The organism is Acidovorax sp. sif0632 (genome assembly GCF_019218805.1).
GTDB classification, from domain to species: Bacteria; Pseudomonadota; Gammaproteobacteria; order Burkholderiales; family Burkholderiaceae_C; genus Acidovorax; species Acidovorax facilis.
Genome location: NZ_JAHUWW010000003.1, coordinates 260056 through 276705 on the forward strand (window position 1 = coordinate 260056; position 16650 = coordinate 276705).

17 protein-coding genes and 1 pseudogene are annotated in these 16650 nt (G+C 65.5%); 5 read left to right on the top strand and 13 right to left on the bottom strand.

Translation table 11 applies throughout. The features are described 5' to 3' along the window. Window positions 1–50: 50 nt before the first annotated feature. The 5 genes and pseudogenes from KW832_RS11125 to KW832_RS11140 all read right to left on the bottom strand — a co-directional run bounded on the left by KW832_RS11125 (window position 51) and on the right by KW832_RS11140 (window position 5823). A complete protein-coding gene (locus KW832_RS11125) occupies window positions 51–1826 on the bottom strand; it encodes a hydantoinase B/oxoprolinase family protein (protein ID WP_218299937.1) in 1776 nt (591 codons plus the stop codon). 9 nt (window positions 1827–1835) lie between these two features. Then, window positions 1836–3869, bottom strand: a complete 2034-nt coding sequence (locus KW832_RS11130) for a hydantoinase/oxoprolinase family protein (RefSeq protein ID WP_218299938.1) — start codon at window positions 3867–3869, stop codon at window positions 1836–1838. Between the two features lie 496 nt (window positions 3870–4365). Beyond that, window positions 4366–4677: a LysR substrate-binding domain-containing protein gene (locus tag KW832_RS25665; RefSeq protein ID WP_370628703.1), complete on the bottom strand. Its 312-nt coding sequence runs from the start codon at window positions 4675–4677 to the stop codon at window positions 4366–4368. Further along, window positions 4617–4862 (bottom strand): annotated as a pseudogene (locus KW832_RS25670) (LysR substrate-binding domain-containing protein); the annotation flags it as partial. The gene KW832_RS25665 and the pseudogene KW832_RS25670, both read right to left, overlap by 61 nt. 55 nt (window positions 4863–4917) lie before the next feature. Continuing rightward, window positions 4918–5823, bottom strand: coding sequence for a LysR family transcriptional regulator (locus KW832_RS11140; RefSeq protein ID WP_238990641.1), 906 nt, complete (start codon window positions 5821–5823; stop codon window positions 4918–4920). Window positions 5824–5932: 109 nt separating this feature from the next. Between KW832_RS11140 and KW832_RS11145 the strand changes: the two genes are divergently transcribed. From KW832_RS11145 to KW832_RS11165, 5 genes are all read left to right on the top strand, one after another. Further along, on the top strand, window positions 5933–7099 hold the full coding sequence (locus KW832_RS11145; RefSeq protein WP_255577671.1) for a tripartite tricarboxylate transporter substrate binding protein: 1167 nt from the start codon (window positions 5933–5935) through the stop codon (window positions 7097–7099). Between the two features lie 63 nt (window positions 7100–7162). Continuing rightward, the gene (locus tag KW832_RS11150; protein ID WP_370628680.1) at window positions 7163–8302 is read left to right on the top strand and encodes an NAD(P)/FAD-dependent oxidoreductase; all 1140 of its coding nucleotides are present in this window, start codon (window positions 7163–7165) and stop codon (window positions 8300–8302) included. Then, window positions 8286–8624 carry a (2Fe-2S)-binding protein gene (locus tag KW832_RS11155; RefSeq protein ID WP_218299942.1) on the top strand — a complete coding sequence of 113 codons (339 nt, stop codon included), beginning with the start codon at window positions 8286–8288 and terminating at the stop codon, window positions 8622–8624. The genes KW832_RS11150 and KW832_RS11155 overlap by 17 nt, the downstream gene beginning before the upstream one ends. Next, window positions 8621–10045 carry an NAD(P)/FAD-dependent oxidoreductase gene (locus tag KW832_RS11160; RefSeq protein ID WP_255577672.1) on the top strand — a complete coding sequence of 475 codons (1425 nt, stop codon included), beginning with the start codon at window positions 8621–8623 and terminating at the stop codon, window positions 10043–10045. Before KW832_RS11155 ends, KW832_RS11160 begins: the two co-directional genes overlap by 4 nt. A 26-nt stretch (window positions 10046–10071) precedes the next feature. Beyond that, window positions 10072–10488, top strand: coding sequence for a RidA family protein (locus tag KW832_RS11165; protein ID WP_218300380.1), 417 nt, complete (start codon window positions 10072–10074; stop codon window positions 10486–10488). Window positions 10489–10576: 88 nt separating this feature from the next. Here the strand turns inward: KW832_RS11165 and KW832_RS25675 are convergent, their stop codons facing one another. From KW832_RS25675 to trbJ, 8 genes are all read right to left on the bottom strand, one after another. Then, complete coding sequence (locus KW832_RS25675) at window positions 10577–10768, bottom strand: hypothetical protein (RefSeq protein ID WP_255577673.1); 192 nt, start codon at window positions 10766–10768, stop codon at window positions 10577–10579. 235 nt (window positions 10769–11003) lie between these two features. Beyond that, window positions 11004–11240, bottom strand: a complete 237-nt coding sequence (locus KW832_RS11175; RefSeq protein ID WP_218299943.1) for a DUF2274 domain-containing protein — start codon at window positions 11238–11240, stop codon at window positions 11004–11006. Then, a complete protein-coding gene (locus KW832_RS11180; protein WP_218299944.1) occupies window positions 11237–12499 on the bottom strand; it encodes a TrbI/VirB10 family protein in 1263 nt (420 codons plus the stop codon). The genes KW832_RS11175 and KW832_RS11180 overlap by 4 nt, the downstream gene beginning before the upstream one ends. A 1-nt stretch (window position 12500) precedes the next feature. Beyond that, a complete protein-coding gene (gene trbG, locus KW832_RS11185; RefSeq protein ID WP_218299945.1) occupies window positions 12501–13511 on the bottom strand; it encodes a P-type conjugative transfer protein TrbG in 1011 nt (336 codons plus the stop codon). After that, window positions 13508–14215, bottom strand: coding sequence for a conjugal transfer protein TrbF (gene trbF / locus KW832_RS11190; protein WP_218299946.1), 708 nt, complete (start codon window positions 14213–14215; stop codon window positions 13508–13510). The genes trbG and trbF overlap by 4 nt, the downstream gene beginning before the upstream one ends. Window positions 14216–14226: 11 nt before the next feature. Next, the gene (trbL, locus tag KW832_RS11195) at window positions 14227–15600 is read right to left on the bottom strand and encodes a P-type conjugative transfer protein TrbL (RefSeq protein ID WP_218299947.1); all 1374 of its coding nucleotides are present in this window, start codon (window positions 15598–15600) and stop codon (window positions 14227–14229) included. Between the two features lie 5 nt (window positions 15601–15605). Then, entirely contained in the window at window positions 15606–15896 is a 291-nt protein-coding gene (locus tag KW832_RS11200; RefSeq protein WP_218299948.1) for an EexN family lipoprotein, read from the bottom strand. A gap of 12 nt (window positions 15897–15908) precedes the next feature. After that, a complete protein-coding gene (gene trbJ / locus KW832_RS11205) occupies window positions 15909–16640 on the bottom strand; it encodes a P-type conjugative transfer protein TrbJ (protein WP_218300381.1) in 732 nt (243 codons plus the stop codon). Window positions 16641–16650 lie beyond the last annotated feature (10 nt).

Genomic DNA, 16650 nt, shown 5'->3' on the forward strand with positions numbered 1-16650 from the left:
GTATTGCTGCGGCAGGCGGGAGAGCGCTCCCGCGCTGGCACTGACCCGGCTCAAGCCGCAGGAGCGGACCGATGCTGTGATAGATCAAGCGCCGCTTGCGTGCGTTCGGCACCGTAGTGATGCTGCGCGGCCTGCACGGACACCAGTCCGTCACGCAGGTCAGCAGCCAGGGCCTCTAGCGCACGCTCCGATGGCGAGCCAAAGCCCGCGCCGCCTGGCGTTTCTATTCGCACGGTCTCGCCGCGAGCAAGCACCAAGCGCGTGACTTTGGAGGACAGGACCTGCTCGCGCTCACCCTCGCCGGCATTGAGTACGATGCGCCCCCTGCCTCCTTCGCCCCCCCCTTCGGCGCCGGCGGCGCCTTGGTGATGACTGTCGGATCGGGCCGAGTACACCGTTCCGTCCTGCAGTGCGCGCACTTCCCGCACGATCCCGAGCCCACCGCGCTGGCGTCCTGAGCCGCCGGAATCGGCAATCAGCCCGTAGTGTTCGACGCGCAGCGGAAACTCGTTTTCCAGCACTTCGGTCGGCAGGTTGCGCGAGTTGGTGATGTGGACGTGAATGCCGTCCATGCCATCGGCGTCATCGCGCGCGCCACCACCGCCACCCAGGGTCTCGCCGAACAGAAAGAGGTTTCCCCTTGCGGGATGCGGCCCCGAGAACGAGATCGATGGCATGGTGTCGCAGCCGGAGGCGATGAGGCGTTCGCGCGGAACCAGAGTGCGGAATGCTCCGATGATGGCTCCGGCTAGCCGCTGGCAGGTAATGGTGCGGGCGCCGCACGCTGCGGGGGAACGCGGATTGACAATGGATCCCTCGGGAGCTCGGATCACGATGGCTTCCGACAACCCACTGTTGGCTAACAACTCCGGATCGAGCATTGTCTTGACGCAGTAGTAAACAGTGGCTCGCAGGGCACTTTCGGCCACGTTCAGTGCCCCGCGCGACTGGACGCCGCTGCCCTCGAAGTCCACCACGAGATTGCTCCCTTCCTTGAAAATGGTAGCGGTCAGCGGCACGCGTGCACCCTCCCCCGTGCCATCGTCATCCATCCACGTGGTGAAGGTATGGCGCCCCGGCGCAAGGGCGGCGATGCGGTGCTCGATACGCCGCGCTGTGTACGTCAGTACGTCGTCGACGGCTTGCCGAAAGGCGGCGGCTCCACCCATGCGCTGAATGAGCGCAATGGCTGCAGCGGCTCCCTTGGCATTGGTCGCAATCTGAACGCGCAGATCGAGCGACCGCTCCTGCGAGAGCCGCGAGTTCAGGGCGATCAGGGCGATGACGTCGTCGTCCACTTGGTGGGCACGGGCCACACGGATGACCGGGATGCGCAGACCTTCTTCGTGAATGCTGGCGGCTCGTGCAGAGATGGAGCCCGGAGTGGCCCCACCTATGTCAGAGTGATGGCCGATGTTGGCCGCAAAGGCGACCAGGTCACCCTCCACAAATACCGGCGTGATGATGGAGATGTCGGGTAGGTGCGTTCCGCCAGCGGCATAGGGGTCGTTACAGACATAGACGTCGCCCTCACGGATATCGCTGGTCTGATAGCGCGCTAGCACACCCTCAACAGCCCCCAGCAGCGAACCCAAGTGCACAGGAATATGGGTGCCCTGGGCCACAAGACGTCCGCGGTGGTCGAACATGCCGACGGAGAAATCCCGCCGCTCTTTGATCTGGGTGGAGAACGACGCCCTCATCATGTTGCTGGCCATGGACTCGGTGATGGCAAGCAGTCGATTGGTGAAGACCTCCACGGCGACAGGGTCGAAGTGGCGTGTGCCTGCGCTTGCAGGGTTGGCATGGATGGTGTCGATACGCATGGATAAATCTCAGCCTTGGATACGGATATTGCCGAAACGGTCGATGGCGGCTTGCTGGCCCGGCAGGACCACCGTGGTGGAGCTCATCTCCTCGATCACCACCGGTCCGGAGAGGTCCATGCCTATAGGCAAGGAATCTCGGCGATACACCCGCGTATCGATCCAGCCATGCCCCGGGCCGAAATAGATGGGGCGCTCGCTCCACTGCAACTCGCCGACCGGTGCCGGCTGCATGCGCACACTGTCCTTGCCAACCAGTCCCACGGCTTGCACGCGGCAGGTCACGATCTCGATCGCGAGACCCGGGTTATCGTGTCCATGCTGGGCTTTGTGGGCGTGGTGGAACGCATGGACAAATCGGGCTTGGTCCTGCGCCTGCACGCCACTCACCACGACCCGGATGTCGTGCGTTTGGCCCCGATATCGGGCGTCGATGTGCATATGGAAACGCCGCTCGGCTTCTGGCACACGCTCCTCGGCCAGCCAGGCCTCGCCTTCAATCAGCATGTCCTTCATGGCTTGGCCGGCGGCCTGCCAGCTGCCATCGTCCAGGGTTGCGAGCTGGGTGCGCACGAAATCACGGCTGATATCGGCCAGAAGGATGCCGCGCGCGCACAGGGTGCCTGGCTCGTGCGGCACCAGCACGCTGGCAATGCCGCACTCCTGCGCCACTTCCGCCGCATGCAGAGGGCCAGCCCCACCGAACGCGAACAGGACGAAGTCGGAAGGATCATGGCCGTGTTCTGTGGAGACCGCCCGTATCGCCCGGCTCATGTTGGCGGTGGCGATGCGCAAGATCCCGTGGGCCGCCTCCTCCACCGACAGCCCCAGCGGACGCGCAATGCGCTCCTCGATCACGGCCACAGCTCTGTTGCGGTCTACGGTCATACGCCCATCCAACAGCGTCGTTGGGTGCAGTCGACCAAGCACGATGTTGGCGTCGGTCAGTGTGGGTTCGGTACCGCCCTTGCAGAATGCGACCGGGCCTGGAACCGCACCTGCGCTTTCAGGACCGACCTTGAGTGCGCCCACGTCGTCAAGCCGGGCAATGCTGCCGCCACCTGCCCCGACCACATGGATGTCGACCATCGGCATCTTCACCGGATAGCCCGCTACCAGGCGGTCAGAGGTAAAACTAGGACGCCCCCCTGTGATGAGCGACACGTCTGTACTGGTGCCTCCAACATCGAAGGTGATGATCTCCGACAGCCCTGCGGTAGCGCCAATGACTGTGGACCCCACCACCCCCGCCGCCGGCCCCGAAAGACAGGTCAGAACGGGAAAGCGTTCGACGGTGGCCATGGGCATCAAGCCACCATTGGAGTGGAAGGTCAGCGGCTCGACTGTCACCCCCACCTCAATCAGCCGCGTGCGCAGCCGCTCCAGATAATGCTGCATGCGCGGGGCCACGTAGGCATTGAGGACGGTGGTCGAGGTGCGCTCGTACTCGCGGAACTCGGGCAGTACCTCGTGCGAGACGCTGACGTGCATGCCGGGAGCCACGCGCTCGATCACACGGCGAGCCTGCTCCTCATGGGCCGGATTGCGGTAGGCGTGCAGAAACGCCACCGCGATCGATTCGACCCCGCTGGCCACCAACTGGTGCACCAGCAGCTCCAGCGCTGCCTCGTTCAACGGCCGCACCACCTGGCCCTCGGCATCCAGGCGCTCGTCAGACTCCAGGCGGCGATGGCGCTGCACCAGCGGCGCAGGCTTTTGCACGCTGTAGTCATACAGGGAAGGTCGAGTCTGGCGCCCAATGGCCAGCACGTCCCGAAATCCCCGTGTGGTGACGAGGCCAGTAGGAACGCCCCGCCGCTCGATCACCATATTGGTCGCCACGGTCGTGCCATGGCCGAAGTAGTCGACCTCAGAAGGCGAGACCGAGAACCGCTCCAGCATCTCACGGGTGCCCTGCGCAATGGCTACCGATGGATCCGCGGGCGATGACGGCACCTTGAAATACGACAAGGCACCAGTGCCCATATCGGCCATCACGAAGTCCGTGAATGTGCCGCCCACATCAATTCCAATTCGAACCATGCTTTTCATTCCCAACGAGTTGAATCTAGGCGGGGTGGCAAAGCTCAGGCTCTGCAATCCCCAGCAGCCAAGCCGGCAACCGACTGCCTCATGACCACCAGCCGATGCACATGCTGGATCGGTTTCCAGGCCGCGCGCATCAACACACTGCGATCAATGCTATGACGCGGTCTACCAAGGAACAATGCACTGGGAGAGCCTGATCCATGCGAAATTGAGATCGGTTGCGATGACTTGCCCGACCGCGCAAAGTCGGAGGCGCACTGTTGCCGGATCTTGTTCACCAGGATGAAGCTGCCTAGCAAACATTGAACAACCGAGGTGATTGACTAAGGCTTTTGTCAACTGCACTTCAAGGTTGAGACAGCCCTCTGCCGGAGTGAGTGTTGCTGCTACTCGTTGTCGCGGGAGAGATGACTTCGACGCATCTCTGCTGAACTCGATCAATGAAGGATCGTAAAAATGGGGCTAGGTGAGTGCCGTTCAATGATGAAAGTCACGGCTGATCGGCAATTCGAATTTCTTCACGCAGATCCTTAGCAAAGGCGTCCGCCAGTTGCATGCGCGGTCCGGAGTCGGGAAAGATCAGCGCATAGCCCGAGGCGAACGGTTCCTTGATCGGCCGCACCATCAGGCTTCCCGCGTAGGGCATAGCCGTGGACCGCCCGACCAGCGGAATGCCCGCACCTGCCGCCACCAGCGCGCAGGCGATGGAGGAACTGGGCGTCTCCAGCACGACGTTGGGCGCTACACCCAGCTTGGCCAGGAGGTCGTCGATCTGGTGACGGACGAAGCTCTGGCGTGCCAGCTCACCATGCGCTCGCCATCCAGGTCCTTCAGCGACACCACCTCCTTGCCCGCCGGGCGGTGATCGGCCGGCATCACGGCTGTGAACTGGACGGGGTCGAGCGGCTCGATGGCGATTGCCGAGCGGAACAGTGGCAGCTCCACGACGCCCACGTCCAGCTGGCGCGTCGACACCCGCTCCGCGAAATTGGGCGATGAAGCGTTCGGTCGACGTCCAGTCCCCCAGAGCCCTCACAAACTGTTAGCGCTTACGGGTCAGCCGGATCTCTTCTTTGAGCTCCTTGGCGAAAGCCTCGGCCAGCAGCATGCGCGCGCCTGGGAAGGGAAAAATCACTGCCGAGCGCGAACTCATCTCCTCTCGCACGGGCCGCACCACCACGTTCGGCCCGGCAAAGGACTCCGCTGCCCAGTGCGACACCAGGGTGATACCGGCACCCGCCGCTGCAAAGCCGCAGGCGATGAGCGAGTGCGGGGTTTCCATCACCACATGGGGCACCACATCGGCTTTGGAGAAGGCGTCGTCGATCTGGTAGCGCAGGAAGCTGTGCTGCGACAGCAGCACCATACGCTCGCCCGCAAGGTCCTTCACCGAGATCTGCTTTTTTGCCGCGAGCCGGTGGCCCGCCGGGATCACGGCCACCGAACGAGCTGGGTCCAGCGGCTCGATGGAGATGGACGGGCGCGCCATGGGCAGCTCGATCAGGCCGACGTCGAACTGGCGCGTGGCTACCAGGTCGGCCACCTGGCGCGAGGGCAGGCTCTGCACGAACACCGAGACATTGGGCCGCGTTGACAGAAAGCGCGCCGTTGCGCGCGGGAGCAGCGATTGCGACAGCGAAGGCAGCGTGGCGATGCGCAGCTCCCCCGCGCGCTGGAATCGGATGTCCTGCGCCACCTGGGCCAGCCGGTCCAGGCTGCCGTAGATGGGTTCGGCCTCACGGTAGAAGGCCTGGCCTTCTGGCGTGGGCACCAGCTTGCGCCCGCGCCGTTCGAACAGCTTATAGCCAATACGTGATTCAAGCAGGCTGATGGCGCGACTCACCACCGGCTGCGTCACGTTCATGTGGCGAGCTGCCGCTACTACCGTCCCGGTGCGCATCACGGAATAGAACGACTCGACCTGGCGCAGATTCAGCGTGGGCTTCATGCATAGCATTTGAGCATAAGGTGAAGCGATATATCGAATTGTTGTTTGCAGTAACGGGGCATACGATTCGCTCCATACCGCCGCAACGCCTCTACAAAGGATGCCTTCCATGCCCACGACTCTCCATATGCCTTCCACGCACACACCGATGTGCAGCACCGTGACCGCCCCATCGCGCCTGCGCCGTGGGCTGGCCTTGGCCGGTCTGGCTCTGTGCGCCATCGGTAGTGCTGCAGGCTCCGCCCCTGCGCACGCCCAGGCCTGGCCCAGCAAGCCCATCCGGCTGGTGGTGGGTTTTCCGCCAGGGGGGTCGTCGGACGCCACGGCCCGCATGCTGGCCACTGCGCTGAGCGCCAAGCTCGGCCAGCAGGTTTTCGTGGAAAACAAGGCCGGGGCCAACAGCATCATCGCCACGCAGTTCGTGCGCAGCCAGCCTGCCGACGGCTACACCCTGCTGTCGGTGTCGTCCTCGTTCGCCATCAACCCGGCGCTGCAAAAGCTCAACTACGACATCTACAAGGATTTCACGCCCGTGGCGCTCCTGGGAATCATCCCACTGTGGATGGTCACGCCCAACGACGTGCCAGTGAAGTCCGTCAAGGACCTGGTGGCCCTGGCCAAGGCACAGCCCGGCAAGCTGCCCTACGCCAGCTACGGCTCGGGCAGCGCGGGGCACCTGGCATCGGAGCTGCTGCTTTCGATGACCGGCACCAACATGATCCATGTGCCCTACAAGGGCACGGGCCCGGGCCTGGTGGACGTGATGGGCGGCCAGGTGACGATGATGATGCCGACCGTGGCCTCGTCCGTCACCCTGGTCAAGGAAGGCAAACTGCGCGCGATCGCCGTGACCAGCGCCAAGCGCGTCTCGGCCGTGCCGGACGTGCCCACCATCGCTGAATCGGGTGTGTCCGGCTTCGAGCTGGTGGCGTGGGAAACGATCCAGGTAGCGGCTGGCACGCCACCTGAGATCGTGAACCGCCTGAACACCACCATCCGCGAGATCATCGCCACGCAGGACTTCCGCGACAAGCTGGTAAAGATCGGCATCGAGCCCGAGCTGAAGATGGCTCCCGCCGACGTGGCGAAGTTCGTGCGCAACGAAGCCGAAAAGTTCGACAAGGTGGTGCGCGAACGCAGTATCAAGGCCGAGTCAACCCAGCGCTCTCAGCCAACAGCGAGCACGTGCCGGCCTGGGATTCCCGGGCCGGGCGCCATTGCTCTCCCCACCTGCTTCATTTCAAGACCATCCCATGACATATCCCAACGCCCCTGAGCGGGCACCATGGGCAACTGCGCCCACCCCCGGGAAGCCCCATCCCCCAGCAGGAGACCCGCAGTGAACAACATCCCCTCCAGCAATGCTCTCCCCGACATCGACACCCTGGTGGTGGGCGGTGGCGTGGTGGGCATGTCCATCGCCTACGGCATGGCACGCGCCGGTGACCGGGTCTGCGTGCTGGACGGCGAAGACGACGCGCTGCGTGCCTCGCGCGGCAACTTCGGACTGGTATGGGTCCAGAACAAGGGCCTGGGCCGCACACCCTACGCGCAATGGACCATGCAGTCGGCCCGCACATGGCAGGCCCTGGCCACCGAACTGCAGGAGCTGACCGGCACGGACGTGGAACTGCAGCAGCCCGGTGGCCTGAGCATGAGCTTCGACGAGAAGACGCTGCAGGCATCAAGCGCCAAGCTCGATGCGCTGGGCCGGGAGCTGGGCATCACCTACCCTTACGAGGTCCTTGACGCCGACCGCCTGCGCCAGATCACCCCAGGGATCGGCCCCGATGTGGTGGGCGCCATTTACTGCCCGCTGGACGGCCACGTGAGCCCGCTGCGCACCCTGCGTGCGCTGGTGCACGCCTACCAGGTGCGCGGCGGCCAGCGCATTGCGGGCGTCACGGTCGACCGCATCGAATACCGCGGCGGCGAATTCCACGTTCATGCCGGCGACCGCAGCTGGACGGCCGGCCGTGTGGTGCTGGCCGCCGGCCTGGCCAACCGAGAACTGGCGCCCCTGGTAGGACTGAACGCGCCGGTGCGCCCGGTGCGCGGCCAGTTGCTGGTGACGGAACGCATGCAGCCATTCCTACACCACCCCTGCCACTTCGTGCGCCAGACGGGCGAAGGCACGGTGCAGATTGGCGATTCGAAGGAAGAGGTGGGCTTGGATGACGGCACAACCGTTCCCGAGATGGCGCGCATCGCTGCGCGCGCAGTGCGGTGCTTTCCCATTCTGGCGAGCGCCAACATCGTGCGCACCTGGGGTGCGCTGCGCGTGATGACTCCGGATGGCTACCCTATCTACCAGGAATCGGCACAGTGCCCCGGCGCCTTCGTCGTCACCTGCCACAGCGGCATCACGCTCGCCCCCGCCCATGCCGGTCCCCTTGTGGACTGGATGCGCACTGGCACCGAACCGGCGGAGATCCGGGGTTTCAAAGCGGAGCGCTTCGACCATGTTCAAGCCCATTGATGCCTTGCCGGCGGCCGAGCAGTCGGCCACCCTGTCCATCGAGGTGGAGGGCCGCATCGTGACGGCCCGCGCCGGCCAGACCCTGGCCACGGCCCTGCTGGGTGCGGGCGTGGTGCCGTTTCGGCGCACCGCCGTTTCGAGCGCTCCACGGGCGCCGCTATGCCTGATGGGCGTGTGCTTCGACTGCCTGGTGGAAGTAGATGGCGCGCAGAACGTGCAGTCATGCATGGTCGAGGTGCGCCAGGGCATGCAGGTGCGCTTGCCCACTGGGGCGCGCCGCGTGAATGCCACGGTCTCGGATACAGCGGGAGGTGCAGCATGAGCACGGCCCCCCAACCGATGCACACGCACGATCTGGCCATCATCGGCGCAGGGCCTGCAGGTATGTCCGCCGCCATCACCGCCCAGGCCCTGGGCCTGTCCACCGTGGTGCTCGACGAGCAGCCGCACGCAGGCGGCCAAATCTATCGCAACGTGACGGTGGCACCGCCCACCGTGGCCGGCTTGCTCGGCCGCGACTACCAGCATGGTGCCAGCTTGGCGCAGCGCTTTGCCGCCTGCGGTGCAGAGATGCACCACAGTGCGCTGGTGTGGGACGTGGCACACGACCTCGCGGTGATGGCCCAGCAGTGGGGCCGTTCGTTCGCGGTTCGCGCGCCCCAACTGCTGGTGGCCAGCGGTGCCATGGAGCGCCCCTCGCCCATGCCGGGCTGGACGCTGCCGGGCGTGCTCAACGCCGGTGCTGCGCAGATCGCGATGAAAACCTCGGCCCAGGTGCCCCAAGGCCGCGTCGTGCTGGTGGGCTGTGGCCCGCTGCTGCTGCTGGTGGCCTGCCAGTTGCTGCAGGCCGGCGCGCAGGTCGCGGCCATCGTGGACACCTCGCCTGCAGCCAACCGCCGCCGCGCCTTGCCCCACCTGGCCGGCGCCCTGGGCGCGCCCGCGCTGCTGGCCAAAGGCCTGCGCATGCTGTGGCGCTTGCGCCGTGCGGGCGTGCCTATGTACGGCAACGCAACCGAGGTTCAGCTGGAAGGGCGCGACAAGGTTGAGGCCGTGTCGTTCACTGCGAAAAACTCGGCCCATCGGCTGCCTGCCGATGTGGTGCTGCTGCACCACGGCGTGGTCCCCAACACCCAGGTCAGCCGCCTGCTGCGCGTGGAGCACAGCTGGAGCGACGCGCAACTGGCTTGGCACTCGCAGGTCGACGCCTGGGGCCAAACCTCCCTGGCAGGCCTGCGCCTGGCCGGGGACGGTGCGGCGATCGCCGGCGCTCTGGCGGCCGAATGCAGCGGCGCCATCGCTGCCATCGGCGCGGCCCTGGCGCTGGGCCGCATCGACGCGGCACGAGCCGACCAACTGGCCGCGCCGTGGCGTGCGCGGCTGGCGGGGCAGACGCGTATCCGCCCCTTCCTCGACGCTCTGTACCGCCCGCCGGAATGGCTGATCGACTGCGCGGATAAGACCATCGTCTGCCGCTGTGAGGAGGTGACGGCCGGCCAGGTGCGCGCCATGGTGCGCCTGGGCTGCGAAGGCCCCAATCAGACCAAGTTCTACAGCCGCTGCGGCATGGGCCCCTGCCAGGGGCGTATGTGCGGCATCACTGTCACGCAGGTGATGGCCCAGGCACTGCAGCGCACGCCCGCCGAGGTGGGCGCCTATCGCATCCGTGCGCCGCTGAAGCCCATCGCTTTGGGCTCGCTGGCCGCCCTGGTCGAGGCACCCGACGCCACCACACCCAAACCTTGACCGATCCATCCTCAGAAACCCACGACATGACCGACTTCACCACCATCCAGCGCACCCACAGCAACGTCCGCCTCAGCAAGATCGTGCGCCACGCCGGCCTGGTCTACCTGTGCGGCCAGACCGCCAAGGGCAGCGCCAGCGCCGACGCCGGCATTGCCGAGCAGACGGCCGAGGTACTGGCCCGCGTTGATGCCCTGCTGGCCGAGGCAGGCAGCGACCGCAGCCGCATCCTCACCGCCACCATCTACCTGCGCGACATCGCCGCCGACTTCGCAGGCATGAACGCCGTGTGGGAGGCATGGCTGGCCGACAAGCAAGCCGATACGCCAGCGCGCACCACGGTGCAGGCCGCCTTGGCCACGACCGGACTTCGCGTGGAGATGTCAGTGGTGGCAGCAGAGAATCAGCAGCGTGCCGACCTGTTGATTCCGCACGCAACGTGAGTCCTTCTCAACAAGCATGGAACCCATGCCACGCTCTCCTGCAACCACTGCCAGCAACCGATCGAAGTCCCTTCGTTCATACAGGAAGTCAACCACCCGCCCACTCCCCCAGGCGCTTGAAGACGCAGTGGCGCTTGTAGCTGTACGTCAGCGTGCGGCTGTAAAGCTGGGTCGTCCCCAGACCCACGGCGTTGTAAGCGGAAGGAGAGAACACCAGGAAATCCTTGTCGCGCATAAAGCCGCTCACCGTCTGCTCATCGGCCGGTGGTAACTGACCCAAGCTGGACTGTTGCGTGCGTGGTACAGGCCTGGGGCCAGCTTCTTCAGCTTTCCGGTAGCCACTAAGTCGCGCAGATGCCAATCCACCGCCGTACACAGGCGTGCGAGATCCTCCCGGCGGTAAACGCACCCAGCTTGAAGCTCGCCCGCGAGGTGCGCAGCAGCGCCTCGCAAATAGGCAGCCGGAGGTTCAACGGCAGCGAGCACGGCAAATTTTTCATTGAAATCTCATGCACTTAGCGCTTTTCGTTAGCTTGCCTCCTCGCGCTCCTGAACCCCCTATCCTGCGCCATGAACGCCTCCAGCATGTACGGAACCAATGCCATGGCATCCACCGCCCCACCATAGGTCTGCCCATGGAGTACCGCATACCGCTCCAACTCCGTCTTGAGACTGGCCGTGCAGGTGAAGGTCAGCTTGACGATTTCAGTCTTGGGTAACGGTCCCAGCCGCAATTTCCTCGTACTGCTCATCGTGCCCCTCTCCTGCTTCCGTCGAAGAACAGCGGCTGGTACGGCCGCATCACCAAATCCTTGCTCACCATCACCCGTATCGGGAATCCCGGCCGAATCGTCAGCGTCGGCTGAATACTCATATTTCGCTTGGTGATTTCCTGCCCCACCTGGTTCACTGCATCCTGCACTCCTTCCCGGGCCGCGATCACGACACGGCTGCCATCCGTTCGACTTTCGGGCGCCGCCAATTCGGCCCCCACGCCCAGCAAGGTGGACAGCGCCGCCCCGGCCAGGATCCGGTCCCAGTGCCAATCAACCCCATCTTCCAGCCCTGCGTACCCGGCCGGATCGATCCCCGGCAGCCGGTCCAGCGCCACCGACGAAGTGTCCGGCAGGATCAACCGCGTCCACACCAGCAGCACCCGCCGCTGCCCGAACGCCACCTGGCTGTCGTAGCGCCCCATAAGCCTCGAACCCTGCGGGATCAGCAGATGCTTGCCCGTGGCCGTGTCATAGACCGCCTCGGTCACATTGGCAATCACCTGCCCCGGAAGATCCGAATTGATCCCCGTCACCAGCGCCGCCGGAATGACCGTCCCCGCCATCACCTGGTAAGGCGAAGCTGGCATCTGCAAGCTACTTGGATTGCGCGTGCCGCCCTCCCCTGCCTTTGCCAAAAACGCCTCTTTCGCATCCTGCCGGTTCTGCACTGCGGTCGGATCTGCCGATGTCGCCTGCGGTGACGCTCCCTCCATCGGATCAAACCCTTGGTTCCCCGAGCCCACCGCCGGGCTGCCCGCTGCAGCATCCGCCCCCGCTGGCTTCGCTCCTCCACCATGCCCACTGCTCCGGAAGAACACCGACGACTTCGCCGCCTCCTCGGCCTGATCCGAATCCACGCCCGGCGCCCGCATCTCCATGGGTTGCTGCGACTTCACGATGGCCGGCCCAAGATCCCCGGGGAGCGGTGGCCCCAGAACCGGCGGCGCTGGCTTGGCCAACCCCGTGTAGTCCTTGGGCAATCGCTCCAGATCCTCGGTGCGCGCGATGCGGTCCACGTTGAATAGTTCGGTCCCCGCACCTCGGTCGCGCCGACTCGGGCTCAAGGACCACAACGTGGCCCCCAGCACCGCAGCACTGATCCCACCTACCAGCACCACCAGCGTGCGCCGGTTGAGCCGCGTCACCGACCGCGGCGAGGCACGCAGCGCCATGGCTTCCGGATCGGCCTTGGGCGTCGCCGCGCACGGGGCCTCCGGCATATCGGTCGTACCCATGTCAGTTCCTCCGCGCCGAGCTCACACCATCTGTGCGCTCGATCCGCACTACCTGGGCCTTGTCTACGCCCAGGCGCAGCTCGGCCGCCCCAAACAACCGGTCCACCACGTAGTACGGCGCCCGGTACCGGTAGTTCACCAGTTGCCCATCCCCCTGCGGCCCGATCACGAACAAGGGCGGCAACTCCCCTTGCGCAATACCCCCGGGGAACTGGATGTAGACCTTCTCCCCATCGTCAAACGCCCGCAGCGGCCTCCACGGCGGCGAATCCCCGCTCACCGCATACCGGAACCGGATCTGCTCCAACGTCATCCCCGTTTCCACCGGGGTACCCGCCTGCGCGTCCCGACCCTGCTTCTGCAGCGCCAGCATCCGGTCCTTCGGGTACTCCCAGGACACGGAAGCCATCCAGGCCTGCGGCGTCGAAGACAATTCCAGCAGGTAGGTCCGGCGGTTGGTGGTGATCACCAGATTGGTCTTCAGGCCCACCCGTGTGGGCTTGACGAGAACATTGACCCGCAGGTCCGTCCCCGATCCGCTGGTCGTGTCCCCCACGATCCAGCGCACCGTATCCCCGGCAGAGACCGTCATCAACTCTTCCCCAGCCTGCAGCACGATCACAGTGACACGGCCAGGGCTCGTGTAGACCTGGTACAGCGCTCCATCGGCATAGGGCCAGACCTGGATTGCATTGACATAGCCCTCGCGCGACGGCGCGATGCGCGCCTCCTCGTTGGCCTTGGACACCCTGGCCTTCTCGTCAGCAGGCTCGGCAGCCAGCTTCCCTTCGGCCTCGCGCCCCACGGGCTTCAACTGCCCCGGCAATGCCAGCGGCTGCGGCACGGCGACCGCCTCGACAGGCCTTGGCACTTCCGGCAGCAGCTGCGCCGCCCTTTCCTGTCTGGGCTCATCGAGCGAAATCTCTGGCGGCTTACTGGGCGACGCGCAGCCTGTCGCCAGGATGGCCAGCAGAACTGCCGGCAGTACGCAAACACGGCTTTGTGCATTCATGGCTTCTTCACTCCTTCGGAGGTTTCGAGTTCACGGGTCCACGACAGTCCGTTGACGTAGATGCCCAAGGGGTTCTTGCGCAGCCGCTCTTCGGTGCGGGGGGTCTGCAGCACGATGGAAAGCACAGCCGTCCAGCGGTCCAGTCCTGCCGCCTCGCCATTCACATAGCGCCGCTCAGTCCAGCGCACTTGGAACGAGGTGTCGCTGGCCCGCACCACGCTGTTGACCTGCACCGCTACCGACTGCTGCCCGATGCGAGAAAACGGATCATTGGTGCGCGCGTAGTCGTTCAAGACCGCAGCTCCCTTGTCCGTGGTGTAGTCATAGGCTTCCAGCCAGCTCTGCCGCACCACGATCGGATCGATGGACAGCGAACGCACGCCACTGATGAACCGCGCCAGGTGAAACGCAATCTGCGCATCCGCTGGCTGGTACGGTGTGGCCGCCTCGCCCACGGCCCGCACCTGCCCCGCCTGGTCCACCTCGATCACATAGGGCGTCACGATGGACTGCGCCGAGCGCCAGACCAGTCCTCCCGCCATCAGCAAGGCCAGCGACAGCGAACCAAAGGCCATCAACCGCCAGTTCTTGGCCTGCACGCGCGCACTGCCGATACGCTCGTCCCAGACCTGCCCTGCAGCCTGGTAGGGGGTGATGGGCTCGGGCGTCTCCGAATACCGCACCCGGGGTCGTTTGAATCGCATGGAGGTTCTCCTCAAGAGTTCGAGTCATCGCGAAGGCTCGGCCCGGAGCCACTGCCCCCGTGGTCGCCCGAGCGCAGCGCATGCGCCGCTGTGGTAGCCGCGTGCGTGGCCTGCTGCCTGCGCCGCATGCGCTGTGCCCAGGCGGGTTCAGTGGCGGGTGGGGACGTACTGGCCTTGAATGCGGTGTCAGCAGCCGCAGTGGAAGTGGGTGCCGCAGCCTCGCGGACAAAGCCTGCGACGCTGTCCTTGACGGCCTTCGCACTGGAGGCAACGCGCTGACCCATGGCAGAGGCTCCAGCCTTTGCGACGCTCCTCACGCCAGCGCCAGCAGCCCGGACGCCAGTGCCGCCCGAAGCCGCGACGCCCGCCTGGTAGCCCGACTTCGCACCGCTGGCCAGGGCACTGGCAGAGCGTGCAGCCGAGGCACCTCCACCAATGGCCGCCTTGGTGGCGCCGGGTGCCATGCGTGCCCCTGCAGCCATGGCCGAGCCTGCGCCTGCCACTGCGGCGCCGCCGGCGACAGCCAGCCCGGTGGCTCCAATGGCCGTACCCACTGCAGCCCCGGCACCCAGCTGCGGGGCCCCTGAGACCAGCCCCGTCGCAATCCCCGGCCCAAAGACCCCCAGCCCCAGCATGGCCAGCGCCGCCAGCATGATCACCAGTGCATGGTCGATGGAAGGCTCTGCTCCGGCCGGTGTCCTGAACTCCGCAAACAGCCCCGAGCCAATCCCCACGATAACGGCCAGCACCAACACCTTGATGCCCGAGGAGATCACGTTGCCCAGCACCTTCTCCGCTAGGAAGGCCGTCTTGTTCCACAGCGCGAACGGCACGAGCACGAAGCCCGCCAGCGTGGTCAGCTTGAACTCGATCAGCGTCACGAAGAGCTGCACCGCCAGCACGAAGAAGCTCACGATCAGGACCAGCCACGCCAAGAACAGCACGGTGATCACGTCCAGGTTCGCGAACACCTCAGGGAACCCCGTCAGCTCGCTGATCTGCGCCATGATCGGCCGGCCCGCATCGATTCCCACCTTGGCCAGTTGCCCCGGCCGCAGAAACTGCGCCTGGGTCATACCGGAACCCGACGCGGTCAGCCCCAGCCCCGCAAACGACTGGAACACGATCCCGGCCAGCCGGTTGAAGTTGCCGATGATGAAAGCAAAAGCTCCCACATAGAGCACCTTCTTGATCAGCCGCGCAATCACATCGTCGCCCTGCCCCGAGGCATGGCCCATGGCCCAGAACAACCCAGCGAGCGTCACGTCGATCACGATCAAAGTGGCGCTCAGAAACCGCACCTCGCCACCGAGAAGCCCAAACCCCGAATCGATGTACCGCGAGAACACGTCGAGGAAGCGGTCGATGACCGCCACGTCGTTCATGGCGCTCAATCCGTGGGGATGTCGCTGGACGCCGCGCTCGCGGGCGACGATGCGGGTGGGCGCGCAGCCGGTATGTGTGCTGTCCCGCCACTCATGAAGCGCTGGCGCGTGGCCTCGGCCACCGCGTTGCACTGCGCATCACCCACCTTGGCGTGGTCTGCCTTGCACTGGGCGCGCAGTTCCCGGAGCCGCTCGGGGTTGGCCACTAGCGACGCGACAGTCTCGATGGCAGGAGTTTTGTCGCAGCCAGCCACCAGCAGCGCGACGGACATGATCAGAAGGTACTTGGACTTCATAGTCATCCCCCCTCATCGACCGTAGAAGCTGACCGAGCCCGCCGTGTACGGCGTTCCCTCCCCCTGAAACCGCCGGCGCACCTCGCGCGCCCGCTCCTGCACCGCCACCTGGCGTGCCTGCTCCAGTGCCACAGCCCGGTCCTGGGTGATCTGCAGCTGTTGCGCCTGCATGGACTGCCGCGACTGCAGGGCCAGCAACTGGTTCGTCGCCTGCATGGCCTGCAGCGCACCCACGGCCGACTGGCTGCGGTTGACCAGGTCCGTGAGCGTGCGCTCGTCGCTCGCGAAGTTCTGCACAGCCTGCGACTGCACCTGGGTGGCGGTTCGCAGCGCCTCCAGCGAGTTCTGCCAGCGCTGACGCGCATCCAGCGCCATCTGGTTGCCCGAGATCGAGGCGGTGTAGGCCTGGGGGTACAGCCGACGGAATTCGCCATCCATCTGCTGCACATTGAAGGCCAGTCCCTGCGCCTGGCGGATCAACTGGTTGGTGGCAGCCAGCGCAGCCCGCAACTCGCCCAGCGCGCTGGAATCCAGCTTGGCTAGGTTCAGCGCATCGTTCTGCAGCTGCCGGATCTGATTGTTGATCTGCTCCAGCGTGCGCGCTGCGGTCAGGATGTTCTGGGAGAAGTTCGAGGGATCGAACACAATGCGGCCCCCAAACATCTGGGCCTGCGCAGGCACCGCCGCGCCGAGGGACAGCGCCGCAATGGCCGCAAGTGCAACACGTCGGGGTTGAAACACCATCTTGAGAGTC

What these genes read in the sequence shown, in the direction of transcription:
- KW832_RS11140 (WP_238990641.1), bottom strand. Translation starts at nt 5,823, where the DNA reads ATGAAGCCCACGCTGAATCTGCGCCAGGTCGAGTCGTTCTATTCCGTG.
- KW832_RS11155 (WP_218299942.1), top strand. Translation starts at nt 8,286, where the DNA reads ATGTTCAAGCCCATTGATGCCTTGCCGGCGGCCGAGCAGTCGGCCACC.
- KW832_RS11125 (WP_218299937.1), bottom strand. Translation starts at nt 1,826, where the DNA reads ATGCGTATCGACACCATCCATGCCAACCCTGCAAGCGCAGGCACACGC.
- KW832_RS11165 (WP_218300380.1), top strand. Translation starts at nt 10,072, where the DNA reads ATGACCGACTTCACCACCATCCAGCGCACCCACAGCAACGTCCGCCTC.
- KW832_RS11160 (WP_255577672.1), top strand. Translation starts at nt 8,621, where the DNA reads ATGAGCACGGCCCCCCAACCGATGCACACGCACGATCTGGCCATCATC.
- KW832_RS11200 (WP_218299948.1), bottom strand. Translation starts at nt 15,896, where the DNA reads ATGAAGTCCAAGTACCTTCTGATCATGTCCGTCGCGCTGCTGGTGGCT.
- KW832_RS11175 (WP_218299943.1), bottom strand. Translation starts at nt 11,240, where the DNA reads ATGAGCAGTACGAGGAAATTGCGGCTGGGACCGTTACCCAAGACTGAA.
- trbF (WP_218299946.1), bottom strand. Translation starts at nt 14,215, where the DNA reads ATGCGATTCAAACGACCCCGGGTGCGGTATTCGGAGACGCCCGAGCCC.
- KW832_RS11145 (WP_255577671.1), top strand. Translation starts at nt 5,933, where the DNA reads ATGCCCACGACTCTCCATATGCCTTCCACGCACACACCGATGTGCAGC.
- trbG (WP_218299945.1), bottom strand. Translation starts at nt 13,511, where the DNA reads ATGAATGCACAAAGCCGTGTTTGCGTACTGCCGGCAGTTCTGCTGGCC.
- KW832_RS11180 (WP_218299944.1), bottom strand. Translation starts at nt 12,499, where the DNA reads ATGGGTACGACCGATATGCCGGAGGCCCCGTGCGCGGCGACGCCCAAG.
- trbL (WP_218299947.1), bottom strand. Translation starts at nt 15,600, where the DNA reads ATGAACGACGTGGCGGTCATCGACCGCTTCCTCGACGTGTTCTCGCGG.
- trbJ (WP_218300381.1), bottom strand. Translation starts at nt 16,640, where the DNA reads ATGGTGTTTCAACCCCGACGTGTTGCACTTGCGGCCATTGCGGCGCTG.
- KW832_RS11130 (WP_218299938.1), bottom strand. Translation starts at nt 3,869, where the DNA reads ATGGTTCGAATTGGAATTGATGTGGGCGGCACATTCACGGACTTCGTG.